The organism is Streptomyces sp. NPDC058620, assembly GCF_042717135.1.
Classification (GTDB): Bacteria; Actinomycetota; Actinomycetes; order Streptomycetales; family Streptomycetaceae; genus Streptomyces.
Map to the genome: position 1 here is coordinate 1 of NZ_JBHXQO010000083.1, position 20,444 is coordinate 20,444.

At 71.7% G+C, this 20,444-nt stretch carries 19 protein-coding genes and 1 pseudogene; 16 read left to right on the top strand and 4 right to left on the bottom strand.

Going from position 1 to position 20,444, the window contains the following annotated elements:
- The first annotated feature begins 638 nt into the window (after positions 1-638).
- The 9 genes and pseudogenes from ACFWSK_RS35065 to ACFWSK_RS35105 all read left to right on the top strand — a co-directional run bounded on the left by ACFWSK_RS35065 (position 639) and on the right by ACFWSK_RS35105 (position 9,708).
- The gene (locus ACFWSK_RS35065) at positions 639-1,067 is read left to right on the top strand and encodes a hypothetical protein (RefSeq protein ID WP_383795440.1); all 429 of its coding nucleotides are present in this window, start codon (positions 639-641) and stop codon (positions 1,065-1,067) included.
- A gap of 122 nt (positions 1,068-1,189) precedes the next feature.
- Positions 1,190-1,604: pseudogene (locus ACFWSK_RS35070) on the top strand (transposase); the annotation flags it as partial.
- 98 nt (positions 1,605-1,702) lie between these two features.
- Positions 1,703-2,446 (top strand): hypothetical protein, encoded by a 744-nt coding sequence (locus ACFWSK_RS35075; protein WP_383795442.1) that lies wholly within the window; start codon positions 1,703-1,705, stop codon positions 2,444-2,446.
- A gap of 270 nt (positions 2,447-2,716) precedes the next feature.
- A complete protein-coding gene (locus ACFWSK_RS35080) occupies positions 2,717-3,025 on the top strand; it encodes a hypothetical protein (protein WP_383795445.1) in 309 nt (102 codons plus the stop codon).
- 40 nt (positions 3,026-3,065) lie between these two features.
- On the top strand, positions 3,066-4,871 hold the full coding sequence (locus ACFWSK_RS35085; RefSeq protein ID WP_383795448.1) for a gamma-glutamyltransferase family protein: 1,806 nt from the start codon (positions 3,066-3,068) through the stop codon (positions 4,869-4,871).
- 45 nt (positions 4,872-4,916) lie between these two features.
- Positions 4,917-5,771: an inositol monophosphatase family protein gene (locus tag ACFWSK_RS35090; protein ID WP_383795450.1), complete on the top strand. Its 855-nt coding sequence runs from the start codon at positions 4,917-4,919 to the stop codon at positions 5,769-5,771.
- Between the two features lie 109 nt (positions 5,772-5,880).
- Positions 5,881-7,296, top strand: coding sequence for a phytoene desaturase family protein (locus ACFWSK_RS35095; protein WP_383795453.1), 1,416 nt, complete (start codon positions 5,881-5,883; stop codon positions 7,294-7,296).
- Between the two features lie 350 nt (positions 7,297-7,646).
- Positions 7,647-9,119, top strand: a complete 1,473-nt coding sequence (locus tag ACFWSK_RS35100) for an AlkA N-terminal domain-containing protein (RefSeq protein WP_383795456.1) — start codon at positions 7,647-7,649, stop codon at positions 9,117-9,119.
- A 70-nt stretch (positions 9,120-9,189) separates the two neighbouring features.
- Positions 9,190-9,708, top strand: a complete 519-nt coding sequence (locus tag ACFWSK_RS35105; RefSeq protein WP_383795459.1) for a methylated-DNA--[protein]-cysteine S-methyltransferase — start codon at positions 9,190-9,192, stop codon at positions 9,706-9,708.
- Positions 9,709-9,742: 34 nt separating this feature from the next.
- On the opposite strand, the gene ACFWSK_RS35110 is transcribed toward ACFWSK_RS35105, so the two are convergent.
- Complete coding sequence (locus tag ACFWSK_RS35110) at positions 9,743-10,327, bottom strand: TMEM165/GDT1 family protein (protein WP_383795462.1); 585 nt, start codon at positions 10,325-10,327, stop codon at positions 9,743-9,745.
- Positions 10,328-10,662: 335 nt separating this feature from the next.
- Here ACFWSK_RS35110 and ACFWSK_RS35115 point away from each other — a divergent pair, with 335 nt between their 5' ends.
- On the top strand, positions 10,663-11,076 hold the full coding sequence (locus ACFWSK_RS35115) for a (2Fe-2S) ferredoxin domain-containing protein (protein ID WP_383795465.1): 414 nt from the start codon (positions 10,663-10,665) through the stop codon (positions 11,074-11,076).
- An 18-nt stretch (positions 11,077-11,094) separates the two neighbouring features.
- Here ACFWSK_RS35115 and ACFWSK_RS35120 read toward each other — a convergent pair whose 3' ends face one another.
- Both ACFWSK_RS35120 and ACFWSK_RS35125 read right to left on the bottom strand, forming a co-directional pair.
- A complete protein-coding gene (locus ACFWSK_RS35120) occupies positions 11,095-12,402 on the bottom strand; it encodes a hypothetical protein (RefSeq protein ID WP_383795468.1) in 1,308 nt (435 codons plus the stop codon).
- Between the two features lie 86 nt (positions 12,403-12,488).
- On the bottom strand, positions 12,489-12,983 hold the full coding sequence (locus ACFWSK_RS35125; protein WP_383795471.1) for an NUDIX domain-containing protein: 495 nt from the start codon (positions 12,981-12,983) through the stop codon (positions 12,489-12,491).
- Positions 12,984-13,117: 134 nt separating this feature from the next.
- Between ACFWSK_RS35125 and ACFWSK_RS35130 the strand changes: the two genes are divergently transcribed.
- Complete coding sequence (locus ACFWSK_RS35130; RefSeq protein ID WP_383795491.1) at positions 13,118-14,233, top strand: glycerate kinase; 1,116 nt, start codon at positions 13,118-13,120, stop codon at positions 14,231-14,233.
- Positions 14,234-14,305: 72 nt separating this feature from the next.
- Here ACFWSK_RS35130 and ACFWSK_RS35135 read toward each other — a convergent pair whose 3' ends face one another.
- Positions 14,306-15,025 (bottom strand): PucR family transcriptional regulator, encoded by a 720-nt coding sequence (locus ACFWSK_RS35135; protein WP_383795474.1) that lies wholly within the window; start codon positions 15,023-15,025, stop codon positions 14,306-14,308.
- Positions 15,026-15,289: 264 nt separating this feature from the next.
- Between ACFWSK_RS35135 and ACFWSK_RS35140 the strand changes: the two genes are divergently transcribed.
- Genes ACFWSK_RS35140 through ACFWSK_RS35160 form a run of 5 tightly spaced genes read left to right on the top strand, consistent with a single transcriptional unit; the run spans position 15,290 to position 20,144 of the window.
- Complete coding sequence (locus ACFWSK_RS35140) at positions 15,290-16,087, top strand: ABC transporter ATP-binding protein (RefSeq protein WP_383795477.1); 798 nt, start codon at positions 15,290-15,292, stop codon at positions 16,085-16,087.
- Positions 16,075-16,887, top strand: a complete 813-nt coding sequence (locus ACFWSK_RS35145) for an ABC transporter ATP-binding protein (RefSeq protein ID WP_383795480.1) — start codon at positions 16,075-16,077, stop codon at positions 16,885-16,887. The genes ACFWSK_RS35140 and ACFWSK_RS35145 overlap by 13 nt, the downstream gene beginning before the upstream one ends.
- Positions 16,884-17,774 (top strand): branched-chain amino acid ABC transporter permease, encoded by an 891-nt coding sequence (locus tag ACFWSK_RS35150; protein ID WP_383795483.1) that lies wholly within the window; start codon positions 16,884-16,886, stop codon positions 17,772-17,774. Before ACFWSK_RS35145 ends, ACFWSK_RS35150 begins: the two co-directional genes overlap by 4 nt.
- Entirely contained in the window at positions 17,767-18,894 is a 1,128-nt protein-coding gene (locus tag ACFWSK_RS35155; RefSeq protein WP_383795485.1) for a branched-chain amino acid ABC transporter permease, read from the top strand. The genes ACFWSK_RS35150 and ACFWSK_RS35155 overlap by 8 nt, the downstream gene beginning before the upstream one ends.
- Positions 18,891-20,144, top strand: coding sequence for an ABC transporter substrate-binding protein (locus ACFWSK_RS35160; protein WP_383795488.1), 1,254 nt, complete (start codon positions 18,891-18,893; stop codon positions 20,142-20,144). The genes ACFWSK_RS35155 and ACFWSK_RS35160 overlap by 4 nt, the downstream gene beginning before the upstream one ends.
- Positions 20,145-20,444: the final 300 nt, after the last annotated feature.

The following is a 20,444-nucleotide window of genomic DNA, read 5'->3' on the forward strand; positions in this document are numbered from 1 at the left end:
TCAACCCGCCACCCTGTGGATACCTCATCCTCTCGTGATACCGCAGGCAGACACCCCTCGTCAGCCCTTATGACTTCACGAGTTCAATCTCAGTATGAATTGAGGTGTCTTTCTGGCTGCCTGTCGCCGTGTGCGTTGCGTCGGGAAGTTCGGGACCGGATCCGGCACCCACCCACTGGAGTTGTCCAACGTGAGTGTGCTGCGGCACCGCTGACCTTCCGGCCCGCTGACCCAGTCACATTCGCTCAAGGTGTTGTTGCGCCTGGCGCGGAGCAAGCATCCAGGCCCCGTGCATCAATTCCTCTGACGCCGGATCGCCGAGCAGCCCAGGGCCCCGGCGGCGTACCTCTTGAACCTCGTGGCTCCAGCATCCATGCCGAGGAGGCGGCAGCACCTGCAGAGAGCATGACCTCGGTTTATCCTGATGTCAGCCATCAATTCGGGAACTGAGGGTCCGCCTGACCAGGTTACTCGCAGCGCTGTCTCCAGCCAGGCTGATGTTTCAACACCCTGGTAGGAGGGGCGGGTACTTAGGCATAGAGCGCGCAGGCAACCTTTCTGTTGAGGCAATTCACTCACCACTGGCGAGACGTCATCAATGACTCGGGTCGAAGCCGCATGAGAATGGAGTGTTTGAAATGGCGGACACACTTCCCAACCCGGCAAGCGACGACACGACCCGATTCGAATCTGCGCCCGACCCTGACGGCACCTTGATCCCGATACCTTCAGAAGCGCCGCAAGGGAAAGCGATTCGGGACGATGCCCGGATCACGGTCACTGCACGTCAGGAGAACGGCTACTACGTGCAGATCTACAACGGTCCCCCCGATCCGCCGAGTGAAGTCAACGAATTGATTGACGACGTCCTTACCGAGACCGGTCAGAAAGTGATCGAGGACGCGCTCCTTGATGGAGCGCCTGCAGTCCTGGGTTTCCTCGCTTCGGCTGCCGGCGTTCTAGCCTCGATACTCACGACCTCACCCTTGCTGGATGAACAATTCTTCAGGGGCGCCATGGGCGATGGGACACGAGTCACGTATGTGGTGCTCACTCCGAAGGACTAGCCTCGGGCTTTCACGAGGTGGGCTGCCCGAAGCGTGATAGAGAAAGCGAGAAGTGCTCCTGAACTGCAACGATAGGACTTGTCGAGGGTCCAGATCGTGCCGTGGAAAGAAGCACTTCTCAGGTGAAGAAGCCTATCGGGTCCTACCCGCGTGTCCGCATCGAGGGCGGCGGCCGGGCGGTGGTCTGCCAGGCCGGGGGCGTGCTGCTGGTCGAGACCGTCCGCAAGGCTGGCTTGGACACCGCGATATCAGCGGCGCTGGCGCCGTGGCGGAAGCTTGGGCGGTGCACGATCCGGGGAAGGTCCTGCTGGACGTGGCTCTCGCGGTCGCTCTGGGCGGGGACTGCCTCGCTGATATCGGGATGCTGCGGGCCGAGCCGGCCGTGTTCGGGCCGGTGGCCTCCGACTCGACGGTCTCCCACCTCATCGACAACCTCGCCTCGGCCGGGCCGAGGGCCCTGGCCGCGATACGGGCCCACAAGCCGAAGGACGCGAGCGCGTCTGGAACATGGCCGAATACGCGGCCCCGACCCAGGGGGCCGGAAGGCCGATCTTCGAGGTCACCTTCAACGGCAAGACCCAGCGCGTGGCCGTTAGCGTCGGCGACAACGGATACGTGATCGGAGCAAACCCCGTATGACCCTCGACGAAGCGTGGCCCGTGCTCGTGCGGCCGCGGGGCGATGCGTCCCCGCTGTACGAGCCTGAGGGCCCCGGAGCCTGGGAAGAGCCTGACGCCTTCACCCGCAACATCCCGCTGGACGACGTCCGGCTGGACCTTCCTGCGGATCTGGCGGACGCGCTGTGCTCCTGGTCGTCGGCCCGTCGGCTGGAGGGGATCGCCTCCAGCCCGGACCTGCGCACGTACGTCAAACAGGGGCTGGCGACCACTCAGCGACTGGCCAGACACCTCGGGCAGTCGTGGGTGGTGCGCTACTGGGACGAAGGCATCCGGAACGCCAAGTGGGTGTGCTGGGGCTGTGATCGCCTCCACTGGGAGCGTGACGCCCACGGCACAGCCCCGCACCCGCTCGACATCACGGTCGAGGGCGAGTACCGGTTCGGCCCGCTGCGCTCCGGCGGATTCGGAGACTTCGTCCCGGACGATCCCGCCGCCGCCCTGCCCCTGTCCGACGGCCTCGTCGCCGCTCTGTACACCTGGGCGAAGAGCATCGACACCACGCTGAACCTGGCCCTCAGGGACCGGGAGGAAGGCAAGTACGACGCCGAGTGGCAGCGGCTGTTCCAGGAAGGGGCGCACCTGGCGGAGCGGACCGCCCGCGAGCTCGGACCGGCCCGGACCGTGACGTACAAGGGTCTGGCACATGGTGGCCTGGCTGCGCTGACGTCGGTCGCCTGGCGAGGGGACCGGAAGCTGTAGCCGCGAGCGAACACGGCACGCATGCTCGTTCAGCCGTTGGCCGCTACGGGCGGGCGCCCCCGGGATCTGCGGGCCGGGCGAAGCGGAATCCGCCCGTACAGCTGCTGACGTGGAGGGCGGCGACGAGGAACGTGACGACATACAGCTGGCCCAGGGTGATCTCGGCGAGCCACTCGGCGAGCGGGGTGCTGGCCAGGGTGGCGGCGCACAGTACGTCGCAGGCGATGATGATTCATCTGGCCCGCTCTCTGCCGGTTTCAGTACCTCGGCGTGCCCGTTCTGAGAGGGCAGGGCGGGGCTGTCGAGTGCGTACTGGGCCGCCTGGATCTGGTGGAGGTCACGCTACTGCGGCATACGTACGCCGCCTCCGTTGTCCTTGAGGCGATGGAGTCAGTGGTGACATTGGCCAGGTGGCTGGGACACGCGTCACCCACCATCACCCTCGACCACTACGCGCACTTCATGCCGGAGGCGGGTCGCATGGGGCGACGCGCGATCGATAGCCTGCTCGACGATCAGGTGAACGACCTTGCAGGGCGAGCTCCCCAGATTCTCCCCAGGCCCGACCGTGAGCCGTGATCGGTCCGTTTGGCACGTGCAAGTAGCAAGGTGGCGCGCGATGTTCACGACCCGGCCGACCCTCCAGGGCACCTTCGGCATGGTGTCCTCCACCCACTGGCTCGCCTCGCAGTCCGCGATGGCCGTCCTGGAGGACGGCGGAAACGCCTTCGACGCGGCCGTCGCCGCCGGATTCGTCCTCCACGTCGTCGAGCCGCACCTCAACGGCCCGGCCGGCGAGGTCCCGATGATCCTGGCGCCGAAGGACGGCGACGTTCAGGTGCTGTGCGGTCAGGGCCCCGCCCCGGCGGGCGCGACCGTCTCCCACTACCGCTCCCTCGGCCTCGACCTCGTCCCCGGCACGGGGCCGCTCGCCGCCGCCGTCCCCGGTGCGTTCGACGCCTGGATGCTCCTGCTGCGCGACCACGGCACGAAGACCGTCGAGCAGGTCATGCGGTACGCGATCGGGTACGCCGAGGACGGCCACGCACCCGTGGAGCGGGTCGGCCAGACCGTCGAGACCGTCCGGGAACTCTTCGAGACCGAATGGCCGTCCTCCGCCGAGGTCTACCTCCCCGGCGGCTCCGCACCCGGGCCGGGTGAGCTCTTTCGCAACCCCGCCCTCGCGGCCACCTGGCGCCGCCTCATAACCGAGGCCCGCGAGACCGGCGGCGAGGACCGTGTCGCGCAGATCGACGCCGCCCGGGCCGTCTGGAGCGAGGGCTTCATCGCCGAGGCCCTGGTCCGCCAGGCCGCCGTCCCCACCATGGACACCAGCGGCAAGCACCACACCGGCACCCTCACCGCCGCCGACCTGGCCAACTGGTCCGCCTCGTACGAGGCCCCCGCCACGTACGACTGGAACGGCTGGACGCTCGCCAAGGCGGGCGGCTGGAGCCAGGGTCCCGCCTTCCTCCAGCAGCTCGCCCTGCTCCCCGCCGAGCTGCCCGCGTACGGCTCCGCCGACTACGTGCACCTGCTCATCGAGGGCTGCAAGCTCGCCATGGCCGACCGGGAGGCGTGGTACGGCGACGCCGCCGACGTCCCCCTGGACACCCTGCTCTCCGAGCCTTACAACGCCGCGCGCCGCGCCCTCGTCACCGACACGGCCTCGTACGAGCTGCGCCCCGGCAGCCCCGACGGCCGCACCCCCGTCCTCAGCGAGCACGCCCACGCCGTCGCCTCCGGCGACTCCGGATTCGACGCCATGGGCATCCCGGCGGCCGGGGCGGGCGAGCCGACCGTCGCCAAGGACGGCGCGACCCGCGGCGACACCTGCCACGTCGACGTCGTCGACCGCTGGGGCAACATGGTCTCCGCCACCCCCAGCGGCGGCTGGCTCCAGTCCAACCCGGTCGTGCCCGAACTGGGCTTCCCGCTCGGCACCCGCCTCCAGATGGCCTGGCTCGACGAGGGCCTGCCGAACTCCCTCACCCCCGGCCGCCGCCCCCGCACCACCCTCACCCCGTCCCTCGCGCTGCGCGACGGCGTGCCCGTCATGGCGTTCGGCACGCCCGGCGGCGACCAGCAGGACCAGTGGCAGGTGCACTTCTTCCTCGCCGTCGCCCTGCGCGCCGAGGTACGCGGCGGCCTCGACCTCCAGGGCGCCATCGACGCCCCGAACTGGCACAACGACAGCTTCCCCGGCTCCTTCTTCCCGCGCGGTATGCGCCCCGGCAGCGTCACCGTCGAGGAGGGCATGGACCCGGAGACCGTCGCCGGACTGCGCCGCCGCGGCCACGACGTCACGGTCGGCGACCAGTGGTCCGAGGGCCGCATGTGCGCCGTCGCCCGCGACCCGCGGACCGGAGTGCTGTCGGCGGCCGCCAACCCGCGGGGCATGCAGGGGTACGCGGTCGGCCGCTGACCGCCCGCCCGACGCATCCCCGGCCAGCCGTGCTTAGCTGGAGGCATGATCGATGACTTTCTCGCCGAGAACGCCGGGACCGCCGGGGACGCCGGGCACCTGACCCAGGTCGAGGCGGCGGTCCGCGCAGCGGCCGCCGCCGAGATCATGCCGCGCTACCAGCAGCTCGCCACGCACGAGATCATCGAGAAGAGCGGCCCGCACGACCTGGTCACGACCGCCGACCGCCTCGCCGAGGAGCACCTGACCGAGTCCCTGACCCGGCTGCTCCCCGGCTCGGTCGTCGTCGGCGAGGAGGCAGTCCACGCCGACCCCCGGGTGTACGACGCCCTCGGCGGGGAGGCCCCCGTGTGGATCGTCGACCCGGTCGACGGGACAAGGCAGTTCGTCCACGGCGAACCCGGCTTCTGCACCCTGGTGGCGCTCGCCCACCACGGTCAGGTCCTCGCCTCCTGGACGTACGCCGCCGCCCTTGACGAGATGGCCATCGCGGTACGCGGCCGGGGTGCCACCCTCAACGGCAAGCCGCTGCGCGCGGGCTCGCCCGCGCCCGGCGCCGTCCTCAAGGTGGCGATGTCCCACCCCGACTTCACGTCCGACGCCCAGAAGCGTGCCCTGCTCGGACTGCGCACCGAAGGCATCGACGCCCGCGCCTGCGGGTCCGCCGGACTCGAGTACCTCGCCGTCGCGTGCGGAGCCCAGGACGCCGTCGCGTTCAACTGGGAGTTTGCCTGGGACCACGCGGCGGGCCTGCTCCTGGTCACCGAGGCGGGCGGCGCGCAGGCCACGCTCTCCGGCGCCGCCTTCCGGATCACCGGCGGCAACGACCTGCCCTTCACGGCAGCCCGCGACGAGACCACCAGGGACCGTATCCTCGCCGCACTGCGCACCGGCGTCTGACAACCGCCCGCGGCACGCCGAGGGCCCGGCGGGGCCACCCCGGCTCATGCCGTCGGCGGCCCCGAATATCCTGGGTGTCCTGGCCGCCGGCTGACAAAGGAGTCCCAAGGTGCCGTCGATGCTCGATGCAGTCGTCGTGGGGGCGGGGCCCAACGGACTGACCGCCGCGGTCGAGTTGGCCCGCAGGGGCTTCTCGGTGGAGGTGTTCGAGGCCCAGGACACCATCGGTGGCGGGGCCCGTACCGAAGAGCTCACCCTCCCCGGCTTCCGCCACGACCCGTGCTCGGCCGTGCATCCGCTCGGCATAGGGTCACCCGCGTTCCGGGCCATGCCGCTGGACCGCCACGGACTGGAGTGGCTCCAGCCCGAACTGTCGCTCGCCCACCCCTTCCCGGACGGCTCCGCCGCCGTGCTCACCCGCTCGGTGGGGGAGAGCGCCATGTCGCTCGGGGCGCGGGACGCCGGGACCTACCGCCGCCTCGTCACGCCGCACCTCGGGCACTGGGACACCCTGGCCGCCGACTTCCTGCGCACCCCGTGGGACGGGCTGCCCCGGGACCCGTACCACCTCGCCCGCTTCGGCCTGGTCGGCCTCCAGCCCGCAAGCTGGATCGCCCGGCGGTTCCGGGACCCCAGGGCGCGCGGTCTCCTCGCCGGGCTCGCCGCCCACGCCATCGCCCCCACCAGCGGATTCGCCACCGGGGCCATCGCCCTCGTCTTCGCGCTCGCCGCCCACGAGAACGGCTGGCCCGTACCGCGCGGCGGCTCGCAGGCCATCTCCGACGCACTCGCCTCGTACCTGCGGGAGCTGGGCGGCACCATCCGCACCGGCACCGAGGTCAAGCGCCTGGACGAGCTGCCGCCCGCCCGTGCCTACATATTCGACACCTCACCGACCGCCCTCGCCCGGATCGCGGGCCTCGGCAACGCGTATCGCGGCTACCGGTACGGAGCCTCCACCTTCAAGATCGACTATGCGCTGTCCGGCCCCGTCCCGTGGACCGCGAAGGACGCCCGGCGCGCCGGGACCGTCCACATCGGGCCCACCGAGGGCGAGATCGACAGCGCCCTGCGCGCGGCCGTCGGCGGCCGTGACCCGAGCGTCCCGTTCCTGATCACCGCTCAGCCGACGCTCACCGACCCGTCCCGGGCACCCGAGGGCCGCCATGTGTTCTGGGTGTACGGGCATGTTCCGGCGGGCTGGACGGGTGACGCCACCGAGGTCATCGAGCGACAGCTCGAACGCTTCGCGCCCGGCTTCCGCGACCTGGTCCTCGCCCGCGCCGTCGCGGGACCGCCCGAACTCGCCGCCCGCAACGCCAACTACGTGGGCGGTGACATCGCCTGCGGTGCCTTCTCCGGCCTCCAGACACTGATCCGCCCCAAGCTGGCCCGCGTGCCGTACGCCACCGCGCACCCGGCGGTCTACCTCTGCTCCTCGGCCACCCCGCCCGGGCCCGGAGTGCACGGCATGTCGGGCCATCACGCGGCGAAGGCGGTCTGGCGGCGGCTCCGCGCGTCCTGAGCCACGCAGGTGCCCGTCGGCTCGGCGATCCGGGCGGTGCAGAGGGCGGGCGGCCGGGACCCCGCTGGGGGGCGGGCCCCGGCCATCCACCTGTCCAGCGCCGGTGCCCTCCCGAACGTCACACGCGGTGTCCGGCGCGGTCGCTGCCGACCTCTGGCTGCTCTGGTTCCTCGTGTCCGGGGTCGGAGGCATGGACTACCCTCGCCGGCCTGCGGCCCCGGACCACACCCCCCGCCTGGCGGGGCCTTCGTCCCCATCTGATCCCGGGTCGCTCCGGGAGGCCCTGGCAGGCGAAGGCTGATGTCGGATTTCCGCCAGCCCCAGTCCAGCGGGTGCCCCATCCTTGAACCATGCACACCGACACCGAGCGCTGCGTGCGGGCCGTTCAGTCCAAGGACGCCCGCTTCGACGGATGGTTCTTCACGGCGGTCCTGACCACCCGTATCTACTGCCGCCCCAGCTGCCCCGTCGTGCCGCCCAAGGTCGAGAACATGACCTTTCTGCCCAGCGCCGCCGCCTGCCAGCAGGCCGGATTCCGCGCGTGCAAGCGGTGCCGTCCCGACACCAGCCCCGGTTCCCCGGAATGGAACGCGCGCGCCGACTCCGTCGCCCGCGCCATGCGCCTCATCGCGGACGGGGTCGTCGACCGGGAGGGCGTGCCCGGCCTCGCCGCGCGCCTCGGCTACTCCGCCCGGCAGATCGAGCGCCAACTGCTCGCCGAGCTCGGGGCCGGCCCGCTCGCGCTGGCCCGCTCACAGCGCGCCCAGACCGCCCGGCTGCTCATCGAGACCACCGGACTCCCCATGGCCGACGTGGCGTTCGCCGCCGGGTTCTCCTCGATCCGCACCTTCAACGACACCGTCCGCGAGGTCTTCGCGCTCGCTCCCGGCGAACTGCGGGCCCGCGCCGCCCGGGGGAGCGGACCGGCCACGACACCCGGTGTCATCGCGCTGCGCCTCCCGTACCGCGCCCCGCTCAACCCCAGCAACCTCTTCGGCCACCTCGCCGCGACCGCGGTGCCCGGCGTCGAGGAGTGGCGCGACGGTGCCTACCGCCGCACACTCAGGCTCCCGCACGGACACGGCATCGTCTCCCTCGCCCCGCGCCCCGACCACATCGCCTGCCGGCTCCTGCTCACCGACCCGCGCGACCTCACCCAGGCGATCAGCCGCTGCCGGTGGCTGCTCGACCTGGACGCCGACCCGGTCGCCGTCGACGAACTGCTGCGCGCCGATCCGCTGCTCGCCCCGCTCGTCGACAAGGCTCCCGGGCGCCGGGTGCCGCGTACCGTCGACGGCGCGGAGTTCGCCGTACGGGCGGTACTCGGCCAGCAGGTGTCGACGGCCGCCGCCCGCACCCACGCGGCCAGGCTCGTCACCGCCCACGGCACGCCCGTCGACGACCCCGAGGGCGGACTGACCCACCTCTTCCCCACTCCGCAGGCGCTGGCCGGGCTCGACCCGGAGGCCCTGGCCCTGCCGCGCACCCGGCGCAGGACCCTCACCACCCTCGTCGCGGCCCTCGCCGACGGCTCACTGCGGCTGGGCACGGACACCGACTGGGAACGGGCCCGCGCCGAACTGACCGCACTCCCCGGCTTCGGGCCGTGGACGGTCGAGGTGATCGCCATGCGGGCGCTCGGTGACCCGGACGCCTTCCTCCCCACCGACCTCGGGATCAGACGGGCGGCCGCGCAGCTCGGCCTCCCGGCGACCCCCGCCGCGCTCACCGCGCGCGCGGCCCACTGGCGCCCCTGGCGGGCGTACGCCGTGCAGTACCTGTGGACCGTGGACGACCATCCGATCAACCACCTGCCCGCGTAAGGACGCCCCCATGACAGCGACACCCGTAACAGCGACACCGGTGACAGCGACACCCGTGACAGCGACGCCCATGACAGCCACACCCTCCGCGACCCGACAGCACACGGTCGTCGACAGCCCCTACGGACCCCTCACCCTCGTCGCGACGGACGGGGTCCTGGCCGGCCTGTACATGGCCGGCCAGCGCCACCGCCCGCCCGAGGAGACTTTCGGCGTACCCGATCCCCGCCCCTTCGGACCGGTCGTCGAGCAGCTGGACGCCTACTTCGCGGGCGGGCTGCGCGCGTTCGACCTGCCGATGCACCTGGCCGGCACCCCGTTCCAGCGCAGCGTCTGGGCCGAGCTGACCCGTATCCCGTACGGCGAGACCCGCTCGTACGGAGAGCTGGCCGCTCTCCTCGGCAAACCGGGCGCCTCCCGCGCCGTGGGCCTCGCCAACGGCAAGAACCCCATCGGCATCATCGTCCCGTGCCACCGGGTCGTCGGGGCGTCGGGCGGCCTCACCGGATACGGCGGCGGCCTCGACCGCAAGCAGCGGCTGCTGGCCTTCGAGAGCGGTACGGAGGGCGACGTACCCGCTCTCTTCTGAGGCGCTGGGAGGGCTGGGCGTACGAAGCGGCCGGTCAGCCGGTGAAGATCTCCACGGCCGACCAGATCGCGAGCCCCAGCATGCAGATCCCGCCGATGCGCTGCACCGTCTTCAGCGGCACCCGCTTGGCGATGAAACGGCCGGCCAGCAGCGCCAGCGCCGAGACGGACATCAGAGCGGCGGCCGAGCCGATCGCGGTGGACCAGGCACCGTTGCTCGCCGCGAGGTTGGCCGTGGTGATCTGTGTGAGGTCGCCCCACTCGCTGATGAAGACCGCCATGAAGGCCGTCGAGTAGACCGGCCAGAAACCGGTCACGGTCTTGACCTCGGTGTCCTCGTCCCCGTCGTCGCCCCCATTGCGCAGCAGCATGAACGCGCCGAACGCGAAGAGCAGGGCCGAGACCAGCTTGACCGTCCAGTCGGGCAGCAGACCGATCAGCCCGCCCGCGCCGACGGCGATGGCGACGTGCACGACGAACGCGGAGGACGTACCGAACCAGACGTAGAGCGGGCGCATACGGGTGCCCATGGCCAGCGAAGCGAACATCGTCTTGTCGGGGAGCTCCGCGAGGAAGATCAGCCCGAAGGCGGTGAGGATCGCCAGGGGGTCGAGGTGCATGCCGGGTGGCTTTCTGTAGGAGCCGGGCCCCGGATCTTCGCGAAGCGCCACTCGGGCTTCCGGAGGACCACTCGGCCCGGCATGACGTCAGCGCCCGCGGGGCGCGGGCGCGTCATACCTGACCGAAGGTCTCGCCCACCCGTAAGGATCTACGAGCCCGGCCACCGGGAACCCGAGGGCTCCAGTGTGTCGACGACCGGTTTGCGGGGCTACTCCCCTTCGCAGCCGTCAACGATACCCGATCCGGCGGGGGAGGAGATCAGCTGTTCGACGCGGGGGCGGGCTCGGTACAGTCCCACGGTGATCATCCGCGCCTCTACCGGAAGTGTCCCCTTATGAGCCGCCGCTCCCGCAAAGCCGCCCCCGAACCCGGCACCCCCCGCCCCACGGTCAGCGTCTGCCGGGGCTGCTGCTGCGGAACCGAGAAGATCCCCGGCGTCGACCACGCCGGTCAGCTGCGCCGGCTGAAGGAGACGGCGGGCGCGACTGCCACGGTGCGTGCCGTGGAGTGTCTGGACGCGTGCGAGCACGGCAACGTCATCGTCGTGCAGCCCTCGGCCGAGGGCCGCAGGGCGGGTGGCCGGCCGGTCTGGCTCGGGCTCGTCAACGATCCGGACGCGGTGGCCGACATCGCCACCTGGGTGGCCGAGGGCGGCCCCGGTCTCGCGGACGCCCCCGACATCCTCGGCCTGTACGTGTTCCAGCCCTCGCGTCGCGTCCAGGCGGAGCTGGAACGCCCCGGCCGCTGAACTCCCAGCCGTCCCGCGTCAGCCCGCCGCGACCACCGGCGCGAACGGCGAGGGCGTCGCCCCGGTCCAGGTGTGCAGCTCGGCGCGTGCCGTCTGCCGGGTGACGCCGCCGTCCTGGACCGTGCCGCTGCGCGCCACGTAGTAGCGGCCGTCGTCGAGCGACACCAGCCCGTACTGTCCGTACTGCCCCGGCGCCGCCCAGCCGTACGTACCGGTCGGCGCGTCGTGCAGACCCGCACGCAGCAGCGGCAGCAGGAGACCGCGCTCGGGCCGCTGCCGGCCGCGGATGTCCCCCACCACCGGCTTCCGCGCACCGTCGACCGCGAAGACCGTGTAGTTCGGGAATCCGGGCTTGGTGCCCTTGTACGCGGCCATCAGCCAGTTCCCGCTGTGCCCGTCGTACTCCAGGTTCTGGACCCCGTACGTCGTGTTCCCGGTGTACGCGAAGAACTTGCCGTCCACCCGCGCGGGACCGCTGGTGTGCGGGGCCGCCTCGGACAGCGGGCGCTCGTAGCGCTTCCACCGCTCGACGTCGTACTGGAGCAGCACCTGGTGGTCGTTGTCCGTGCGCCCGGTGTTGGCGTACACGCCGTACGCGACCGTCAGCTTCCGCTTGCCGCGCTTCTTGCCGAACTCGGGCCCGAACGCCACCCCGTCGATGCCGCTGCAGCCGTACCGGTGGTCGGCGGTGTTGCCGGTGTTGCCGTCGAAGACCCCGTCACCGTTCATGTCGGCCGTGAAGTCCCGTACGACCTCGTCGAGATAGACGGTCGACACGACGTCCGTGGACTGGGCGTCCATGCCCATGCGGGTGATGCGGTCACCGTCGAGGATCGCTATGTAGAAGGACTTCGCGGCCTTGTACTCCAGGGAGCCGTAGATCCGGCCGTCCTCCTCGTGGAGATCCAGATCCCCGAGGTGCCCGGTGAAGCCGGTCACCGAGCCGACCGGCTTGCCCCGGAGGTCGGTCTTGACCAGCAGATTCGTGTACGAGAAGTACATGAAGCCCTTGCGGCGGTCGATGGCCATGCCCTGGACATGACCGGACTGCCAGGCGCCGCCGTCGACTGCCGCGGGCAGTGCGGGCAGTGCGGGCAGTGCGGGCAGTGCGGCCAGTGCGGGCGGTGTGGGCGGTGCGGGCGGCGCGGGCGCCTCGGGCGATGCGGCCAAGGGGCGGGAAGCGGCCGGGCGGTGGTCCGCCGTAACCGGCCCCGACGCCCCCGGTCCGGCGGGCGCGGCGGCGGCCGAACCCCCTGCAGTGCCGACGACCGCCGTACAGGTCAAGGCCGTTACGGCCGTCTTCCACAGGTCGCGTATGTGTCCCATGAGGTGCCCGATCCCTTCGCCCTTCGCGGACCCCGGATGATGCCGGGCGCGGGTGCACGAGGGACCAAGGGCACATGAACGCGGGTTCAGGCGGTGACCGGCCTGCCGTCCTCCAACTCCGCCGTGCCCGCCCCGGAGTCCAGCACCGTCAGTGCCGCCGCCACACGCAGGCCGAGCGGGCCGAGCAGGAAGCGGCCGAGTTCCGCGGGCTCCACGAGCGCCCAGGACAGGAGTTCCTCCTCCTGGAGCCGGATCCCCGCGAACTGCGCCTCCGTCAGTACGCCCCCGTCGTAGAGGTACGCGGCGATCGGCGGGCGCGCACTGCCGCGCGCCCAGTCGACGGCCAGCAGCCTGCCGGGCTCCAGATCGAGGCCGATCTCCTCCGCCGTCTCGCGGCGCGCGGCCTGCCGGGGACTTTCGCCCGTGTCCGACTCGACCGTGCCGCCCGGCAGCGCCCAGCCGGCCCGGTAGTTGGGTTCCACGAGGAGGACGCGTCCGGCGTCGTCACGGAAGAGCGAGGCGGCGGCGGCCAGGACACGGGGCAGACCCGCGATGTACGTGGCGTAGTCAGTGGTGGTCACCGGGGAAGCGTAGTGGGGCCCCGGGGCCCGGTCGCTGGACACCCATGGGCAGATCAGGGGCGGTCCGGATAAGGTCGGGGCGGCGCGACTGCCTGTTCGAAAGCAAGGGATGCAAGGTGACGGACGGAGCAGTGATCAAGACCGCCCGCGTGCTCGTCGCGGCGGACAAGTTCAAGGGCTCGCTCACGGCCGTACAGGTCGCGGAGCGGGTGACGGCCGGGCTGCGGCGCGCGGTCCCCGATGTGCGGGTCGAGACCCTGCCCGTCGCGGACGGTGGCGACGGCACGGTGGCGGCGGCGGTGGCCGCCGGATTCGAGCGCCGGGAGGCGCGGGTGACCGGGCCCCTCGGGGAGACGGTCACCGCGGCGTACGCGCTGCGCGAGTCCACCGCGGTGGTGGAGATGGCGGAGGCTTCCGGCCTCCAGCACCTGCCGGCGGGGGTGTTCGCCCCGCTCACGGCCACGACGTACGGCTCCGGCGAACTGCTGCGGGCCGCGCTCGACGCGGGTGCCCGGACCATTGTGTTCGGGGTCGGCGGCAGCGCGACCACGGACGGCGGCGCGGGCATGCTCGCCGCGCTCGGAGCGCGGTTCCTGGACGCGGACGGCAAGCCCGTCGGTCCCGGCGGCGGCGCCCTGGCCGAGCTGGCCGAGGCGGACCTCTCCGGGCTCGACGCCCGGCTCGCGGACGTCGACCTGATCCTGGCCAGCGATGTGGACAACCCGTTGACCGGACCCAAGGGCGCGCCAGAGGTGTACGGGCGGCAGAAGGGCGCGACCGAGGACGACATCGTGCTCCTGGACGCTGCCCTCACCCACTACGCGTCGGTCCTCGGCCCCGACCACGCGGCGCTCCCCGGCGCCGGGGCGGCGGGTGGCATCGGTTACGGCGCCCTGGTGGCGCTCGGGGCCCGCTTCCGGCCGGGCATCGAGGTCATGCTCGACGTCCTCGGGTTCGCGCCCGCGCTGGCGCGGGCGACGCTGGTCATCACCGGCGAGGGCTCGCTCGACGAGCAGACCCTGCACGGCAAGGCCCCGGCGGGCGTCGCCGCGGCCGCGCGCGCGGCAGGCGTGGAGGTGGTCGCCGTGTGCGGGCGCCTCGCTCTGGCCCCGGAGGCCCTGGGCCGGGCGGGCATCCGCCGCGCGTACGCCCTGACGGAGCTGGAACCGGACCCGGCCGTGTGCATGGCGCAGGCGGGACCGCTGCTGGAACGGGTGGCGGAGTCGATCGGCCGCGACTTCCTGAGCTGAGCCCAAGGGTGTGGGGGCTCCGCCCCCACACCCCCGCTCCTCAATCGCCGGAGGGGCTTGAAAGCCCCCCCGTCACCGCGCCGCCGTCAGGCGGAACGCGTCCAGCGCCAGCGTCATCTCGATCAGCTCACGCGGCCGCGACAACGACCGTGACGTCAGCGCCTCCAACCGCCGCAAGCGGTTGAACACCGTGTTCCGGTGGCAGAACAGCCGCCCCGCAGCCCGCCCCGCCGACCCACCGCACTCCAGCCACGCGTCCAGCGTCTCCACGAGCAGCGCCCGCTCCGCCGGTTCCAGCGTCAGCAGCGGCCCGAAGACATCCTTGACCAGCCGCGCCGAAAGTTCCGGCTGACTCACCAGCAGTGCCGTCGTCAGCCGCTCCTCCAGACGCACGATCCGCGTCGAGCCCGCCGCGCACGTCAGCAGTGCCGCCTCGGCCAGCCGCCGGGCCCGGTCCAGCTCGGCCAGACCCTCCACCACCGGGCTGATCCCGCCCGGCCCTGGGCACCGGCCCACCAGTACCGCGGTCAGCTCGGCCAGATTCCGGTCACCGAGGCAGACGACGGCGATCTCGCGGTCCGCCCGCGTCCGCCACCAGAACCGCATGCCGTCCTGTTCCACCACCCCGCGTACCGGCTCGGGCCGCTCGACGCGCAGCACCGCCACCGCGTACCGCCCGCGCTCCGGCAGCCCCAGCCCCGCGGCCGCCCGCTCCACGAGACCCGGCGATGGCCGGCCCTCCAGCAGCGCGTCGAGCAGTGCCCGGACCCGCTCGTCGCTGCGCCGCTGCATGCTCTGCTCCCCGTTCCGCGGACACGTCGGGCTCTGCGGCCGCTCATGGCTGGTGAGGATGCCACCGGCCCGGGCGGGGGCACCAGCGCATGGCGCCCCGCTGTGCGCGTGCACAACCGCGCCCTTCACTCGCTGGTCACCCGCATCGTCTCGGCCGCACCCCGTGGACGCGCGGCCTGCCCGCTGCTGGTCTGTGGCACCACACCACGCACCACAGCGCAACGCACCACACACGACAACGACAAGGCGGAAGGAGGAGGACGCATGGCAACGCTCGAGATCCGCGCACTGTCCGTGGGCTACGGCCCGGTACGGGCTCTGCGCGACGTCTCCGTCGACGTGCCGGCCGGCGCGATCACCGCCGTACTCGGTGGCAACGGCGCCGGCAAGACCACGCTGCTGCGGGCCGTATCGCGGACCCTCGGCTTCCACCGCGGGACGGGCACGGGCACCATCCGCTTCGACGGCCAGGCCCTGGACGGGCTGCGGCCCGCCCAGGTGGTGGCCGCGGGAGTGGTCCAGGTGCCGGAGGGGCGGCAGGTGTTCGCCCGGATGACGGTGGCCGACAACCTGCGGGCGGGCGCACTCGGGGCCCGCGGCGGGCGCAAGTCCGTGACCGCCGCACTTACCCGCGTACACGAGCTGTTCCCGGTGCTCGCCCAGCGCGCGCACCAGCGGGCCGGGCTGCTGTCCGGCGGCGAGCAGCAGATGCTGGCCATGGGACGGGCGCTGATGGCCGGTCCCAGGCTGCTGCTGCTCGACGAACCGTCCCTCGGCCTCGCCCCACTGATGGCGCAGAAGATCGCCGAAACCGTGCAGGAGATCAACGCGTCCGGCACCTCGGTGATGCTCGTCGAGCAGAACGCGTCCATCGCCCTGCGGCTCGCGACCACGGCGTACGTCCTGGACGTCGGCGAGGTCGCGCTCGAAGGACCGGCCGACGAACTCGCCGCGTCCGACGAGGTACGCCGCCGCTACCTGGGCGTCGTCGACGAGACGGCCGCCGAGGACGCGGACCGGGCCGGCCGCGCCCCCCGCACACTGAGCAGGTGGTCCGCGTGAAGACCGCACCCGCCACCACCGAGGCCACGACGGCACCGGCCGCACTCGCCGTCCGGGACGTGACCGTACGGTTCGCGGGGCTCACCGCCCTAGACGCCATCTCGTTCACCGTCGAACCGGGCAGCGTCCACGCCGTCATCGGCCCCAACGGGGCAGGCAAGTCGACCTGCTTCAACGTGCTCTCGGGCGTCTACCGGGCGACCTCCGGGACGGTGCACCTCGGTGACACCGAACTGACCGGGCAGGCCCCGCACCGGATCGCCGCGCTCGGTGTGGCCCGTACCTTCCAGAACCTGGCGCTGCCTCCGCACGCCACGGTCGCCGAGAGCATGCTGCTCGGCCGGCACCGCCTCACCCGCTCCGGGTTCCTGGCCACCGGCCTGTGGCTGCCCTCCGCGGCGCGCGAGGCCCGGCGCCATCTCGAACGGGTCCGCGAGATCGCCGAATTCATCGGCCTGGAAAAGGAGCTGGACCATCCTGCGGGCGCCCTCCCGTACGGGAAGCAGAAGCTCGTCGAACTCGGCCGCGCCCTGTGCATGGAACCGCAGGTGCTGCTCCTGGACGAACCCGTCGCCGGAATGACCGCCGACGAACGGCGGCGCGTGGCGGCCGTGGTCGCCGGTGTGCGCGACAGCCTCGGCATCTCCATCGTGCTGGTCGAGCACGACATGGGAGTGGTGATGCGGCTCGCGGACGCGGTGACCGTACTCGACTTCGGACGCAGGATCGCGGGCGGTACACCCGCCGAGGTCCAGAACGACCCGGCCGTCGTCCGGGCCTACTTGGGGGCACAGGAATGACCACCTTCATCGAACTCCTCCTCGGCGGCCTCTCCATCGGCTCGGTCTACGCGCTGATCGCGCTCGGCTTCGTCGTCATCTTCAAGGCCACCGAGGTCGTCAACTTCGCGCACGCCTCCCTGCTGCTGGCCGGCGGATACGTCACCGCCGTGCTCCACGACGACATCGGCTTCTGGCCGGCGCTCGGCGTCGGCATCGCGGGCGCCGCGGTCGTCGGCGCCGGAGTCGAGTTCTTCGTGATGCGCCGCTACCGGGGCAGCGACCACAGCGTCCTGGCCATCGTCACCATCGGCGTGGACATCCTCCTCGTCACCGAACTCACTCGTCGCATGGGTACCGACGTCATGGCGCTCGGCGATCCGTGGGGCGACGACGTCGTCAGCATCGGGGGAGTCACACTCGCCGAGACGCGCATCGCCGCGTTCCTCGTCGCGGGACTCCTCATCACGGTGTTCCTGCTCGCGTTCCGGTTCACCTCCTGGGGTGTGTCGATGCGGGCCGCCGCCGAGAACCCGCAGACCGCGGCGCTCATGGGCATCAAGCTCGGCAGGGTCTCGCTCGCCGCCTGGGCGGTCGCCGGAGCCCTCGCCGCCGTCGCCGCCCTGTTCCTCACGGTGTTCCCGACCCCGGGACTCGAACGGGCCACCTCGCTCGCCGCACTCAAGGCGTTCCCCGCCGCGATCCTCGGCGGCCTCGACTCGACGACGGGCGCGCTCGCCGGAGGACTCATCGTCGGCGTCACCGAATCTCTGGCCACCGGCTACCAGAGCGACCTGTCCTTCCTCGGACGCGGCATCGGGGACCTCGCGCCCTACCTGGTGATGGTGATCGTCCTGCTCGTACGGCCCGCGGGACTCTTCGGCACGAAGGAGCTCGCCCGTGTCTGACACCGTCGAAACCGCCACGGCAGCCCCCGGGGCCCGGCCGGACCCGACGTCCGCACCGGCCGGTGCCCTCGAACGGCTCCGCCGCCCGCGTACGTACCTCTGGCTCGTCGGCTCGGTCCTGCTCCTCGCGTTCCCGTTCTACCTGGACCGCTTCTGGCTCCAGGCGGGACTGTTCGCGATGGCCGCAGCGATCGGCGCCATCGGCATCAACCTCCTCACGGGGGCCACCGGCCAGCTCTCCATGGGCCACGCCTTCTTCCTCGCCGTGGGCGCGTACAGCTACTGCATCCTGGCGGGGGAGAGCAGCACCGAGAACGGGCACGCGATCACTGGTCTCGGACTGCCCACCTGGCTCGCGGCGATCCTCGCCGTGCTCCTGGCGGGCGCGGCGGGCGGAGTCTTCAGCCCCATCGCGGGCCGGCTGCGCGGCGCCTACCTCGGCATCGCCACGCTCGCCCTGATCTTCATCGGCCAGCACGTGCTGTTCAACGCGGGCTCGCTCACCGGCGGATTCAACGGCCGCCCCGTGCCCCCGCTCTCGGTCTTCGGGTTCACCTTCGACGACACCGAGGTCGTCATTGCGGCCGTCCCCTTCCAGTCCTCCGAGAAGCTCTGGTACGTGGCGCTGCTCGCCCTCCTCCTCAGCGGGCTCTTCGCCCGCGGGGTACTGCGCGGCAGGCCCGGCCGGGCGCTCAACGCCATCCGTGACCACCGGATCGCCGCGGGCGTGATGGGTGTCCCGGTGGCGCGCTACCGGGCCGGTGTCTTCGTCCTGTCCTCCATGTACGCGGGCCTCGCGGGCGTCCTGCTCGCGCTGGTCTTCCAGCGGACCGTGCCGGAGTACTTCGGCATGATCCTGTCCCTCGAGTACCTCGCCATGATCGTCATCGGCGGGCTCGGCAGCGTCGCGGGAGCCGTCGTCGGCGCCGCCTTCGTCTCGCTGCTGCCGCAGGTGCTCACCCACTACAGCGACTCCCTTCCCCTGGTCTCCGCCCCGGGCACGGGCGGTCTCGCACCGGGTGAGGCATCGCGCTATCTGTACGGCGCCGCGGTGGTCGCGGTGGTCCTGTTCCTGCCCGGCGGCCTTACGCGTCTGAAGAAACCAGGGGAGAAGAAATGAAACTGCGAGTGATCCCGGCCGTATGCGCGGCCCTCACCCTCACGCTCGTGGGATGCAGCGGAAAGGCCGCCGACAACGGCGGCGACAAGCAGGACAAGAGCGGGGTGAAGACCGGAGAGGGAGTCACCTCCTCGACCATCACCCTCGGCTCCCTGACCGACATGACCGGCGTGTACGCCTCGCTGGGCAAGAGCGTCACCCAGGCTCAGCAGCTGTGGGTGAAGCAGACCAACGCCGCGGGCGGCATCTGCGACCGGAAGATCGAACTGACGGTCCGCGACCACGGCTACGACCCCCAGAAGGCCATCGCGGCCTACACGGAGCTCGAACCGGAAGTCCTCGGATTCACCCAGTTCATCGGCTCCCCGTTCGTGGCGGCCGTCGAGCAGCGCATCGACACGCAGGACAAGGGCCTCGTGCTGCCGCAGGCGTGGTCGGCGAACCTGCTCGGCTCCAAGTACGTCCGAGTCATCGGCGCCACGTACGACGTCGAGACGATCAACCTGATCGACTACCTGCTCGCGGAGAAGCGCATCGCCAAGGGCGACAAGGTCGGCCACGTCTACTTCGAGGGCGACTACGGCGAGAACGCCCTGGCCGGCTCGAAGCACGCGGCGAAGGAGGCGGGTCTCACCGTCGTCGAGCAGAAGATCAAGCCGACGGACAACGACATGACCGCGCAGGTCTCCGCGCTCAAGCAGGCGGGCGTCAAGGCCATCGTCATCAGCGCGGGCCCCCGCCAGGCGGCCTCCCTGGTCGGTGTCGCCGCGGCCACCGGCTTCAACGTTCCGGTCGTCGGCAACAACTCGGCGTACGCCCCGCAGCTCCTCAAGACCCAGGCGGGCCCCGCCCTGCTCAAGGACTACTACATCGCCTCCTCCACCCTGCCGATCGGCGACCCGGGCGCCGGCCCGGCGAAGCTCGCCAAGGACTACGCGGCCCAGTACCCGAAGGACGGCCTCGACAACGGCGTCGTCGCCGGATACTCGGCGGCGTCCGTCTACGGCGAGGCACTGAAGAAGGCGTGCGAGGCCAAGGACCTCACCCGCGAGGGCGTCGACAAGGCGCTGCTCACCCTCACCGCCTACGACAACGGATTCGGAATCACGCACAACTTCTCGGACCCGGCGGCGCCCTCCACCCGCCAGAGCGTCATCATGAAGCCGGACGCCACGGCCCCCGGTGGCCTCAAGGTGGTCCGGCCGGCCGCGGTCGCCCCCGCTGCCGAAGGCTTCACGATGAAGCCGTGACACGACCCGCGCCGAACCACTGAAGCGCTTAACCCACGGAAGCCCTGAACGGGCCCGGCCGACCGGCCGGGCCCGTTCAGCCGTTCCCGGCCCTTCCGGCCCTCCGGGGCCCAGGGCAGCCGTGCGGCCTCTCCCACGCTCCCGGGCCCCTCCCAGCGCCCCACCCGCCCGGACCCGGCCCCCGGGGCCACCTGTGGGCTCCCGCAGCCCCGTACGCGCCCGAAACGGGCAGCCGGAGCCCACCCCGCACCCCCCCGGGCCCCGATAAGGGGGGTGTTGCGGGCCCAACGGTTCGGAGTA

Bases quoted from the DNA above. Each gene is read 5' to 3' on its own strand.
- ACFWSK_RS35065 (WP_383795440.1), top strand. From the start codon at position 639: ATGGCGGACACACTTCCCAACCCGGCAAGCGACGACACGACCCGATTC.
- ACFWSK_RS35075 (WP_383795442.1), top strand. From the start codon at position 1,703: ATGACCCTCGACGAAGCGTGGCCCGTGCTCGTGCGGCCGCGGGGCGAT.
- ACFWSK_RS35085 (WP_383795448.1), top strand. From the start codon at position 3,066: ATGTTCACGACCCGGCCGACCCTCCAGGGCACCTTCGGCATGGTGTCC.
- ACFWSK_RS35090 (WP_383795450.1), top strand. From the start codon at position 4,917: ATGATCGATGACTTTCTCGCCGAGAACGCCGGGACCGCCGGGGACGCC.
- ACFWSK_RS35100 (WP_383795456.1), top strand. From the start codon at position 7,647: ATGCACACCGACACCGAGCGCTGCGTGCGGGCCGTTCAGTCCAAGGAC.
- ACFWSK_RS35105 (WP_383795459.1), top strand. From the start codon at position 9,190: ATGACAGCCACACCCTCCGCGACCCGACAGCACACGGTCGTCGACAGC.
- ACFWSK_RS35110 (WP_383795462.1), bottom strand. From the start codon at position 10,327: ATGCACCTCGACCCCCTGGCGATCCTCACCGCCTTCGGGCTGATCTTC.
- ACFWSK_RS35115 (WP_383795465.1), top strand. From the start codon at position 10,663: ATGAGCCGCCGCTCCCGCAAAGCCGCCCCCGAACCCGGCACCCCCCGC.
- ACFWSK_RS35120 (WP_383795468.1), bottom strand. From the start codon at position 12,402: ATGGGACACATACGCGACCTGTGGAAGACGGCCGTAACGGCCTTGACC.
- ACFWSK_RS35135 (WP_383795474.1), bottom strand. From the start codon at position 15,025: ATGCAGCGGCGCAGCGACGAGCGGGTCCGGGCACTGCTCGACGCGCTG.
- ACFWSK_RS35140 (WP_383795477.1), top strand. From the start codon at position 15,290: ATGGCAACGCTCGAGATCCGCGCACTGTCCGTGGGCTACGGCCCGGTA.
- ACFWSK_RS35150 (WP_383795483.1), top strand. From the start codon at position 16,884: ATGACCACCTTCATCGAACTCCTCCTCGGCGGCCTCTCCATCGGCTCG.
- ACFWSK_RS35160 (WP_383795488.1), top strand. From the start codon at position 18,891: ATGAAACTGCGAGTGATCCCGGCCGTATGCGCGGCCCTCACCCTCACG.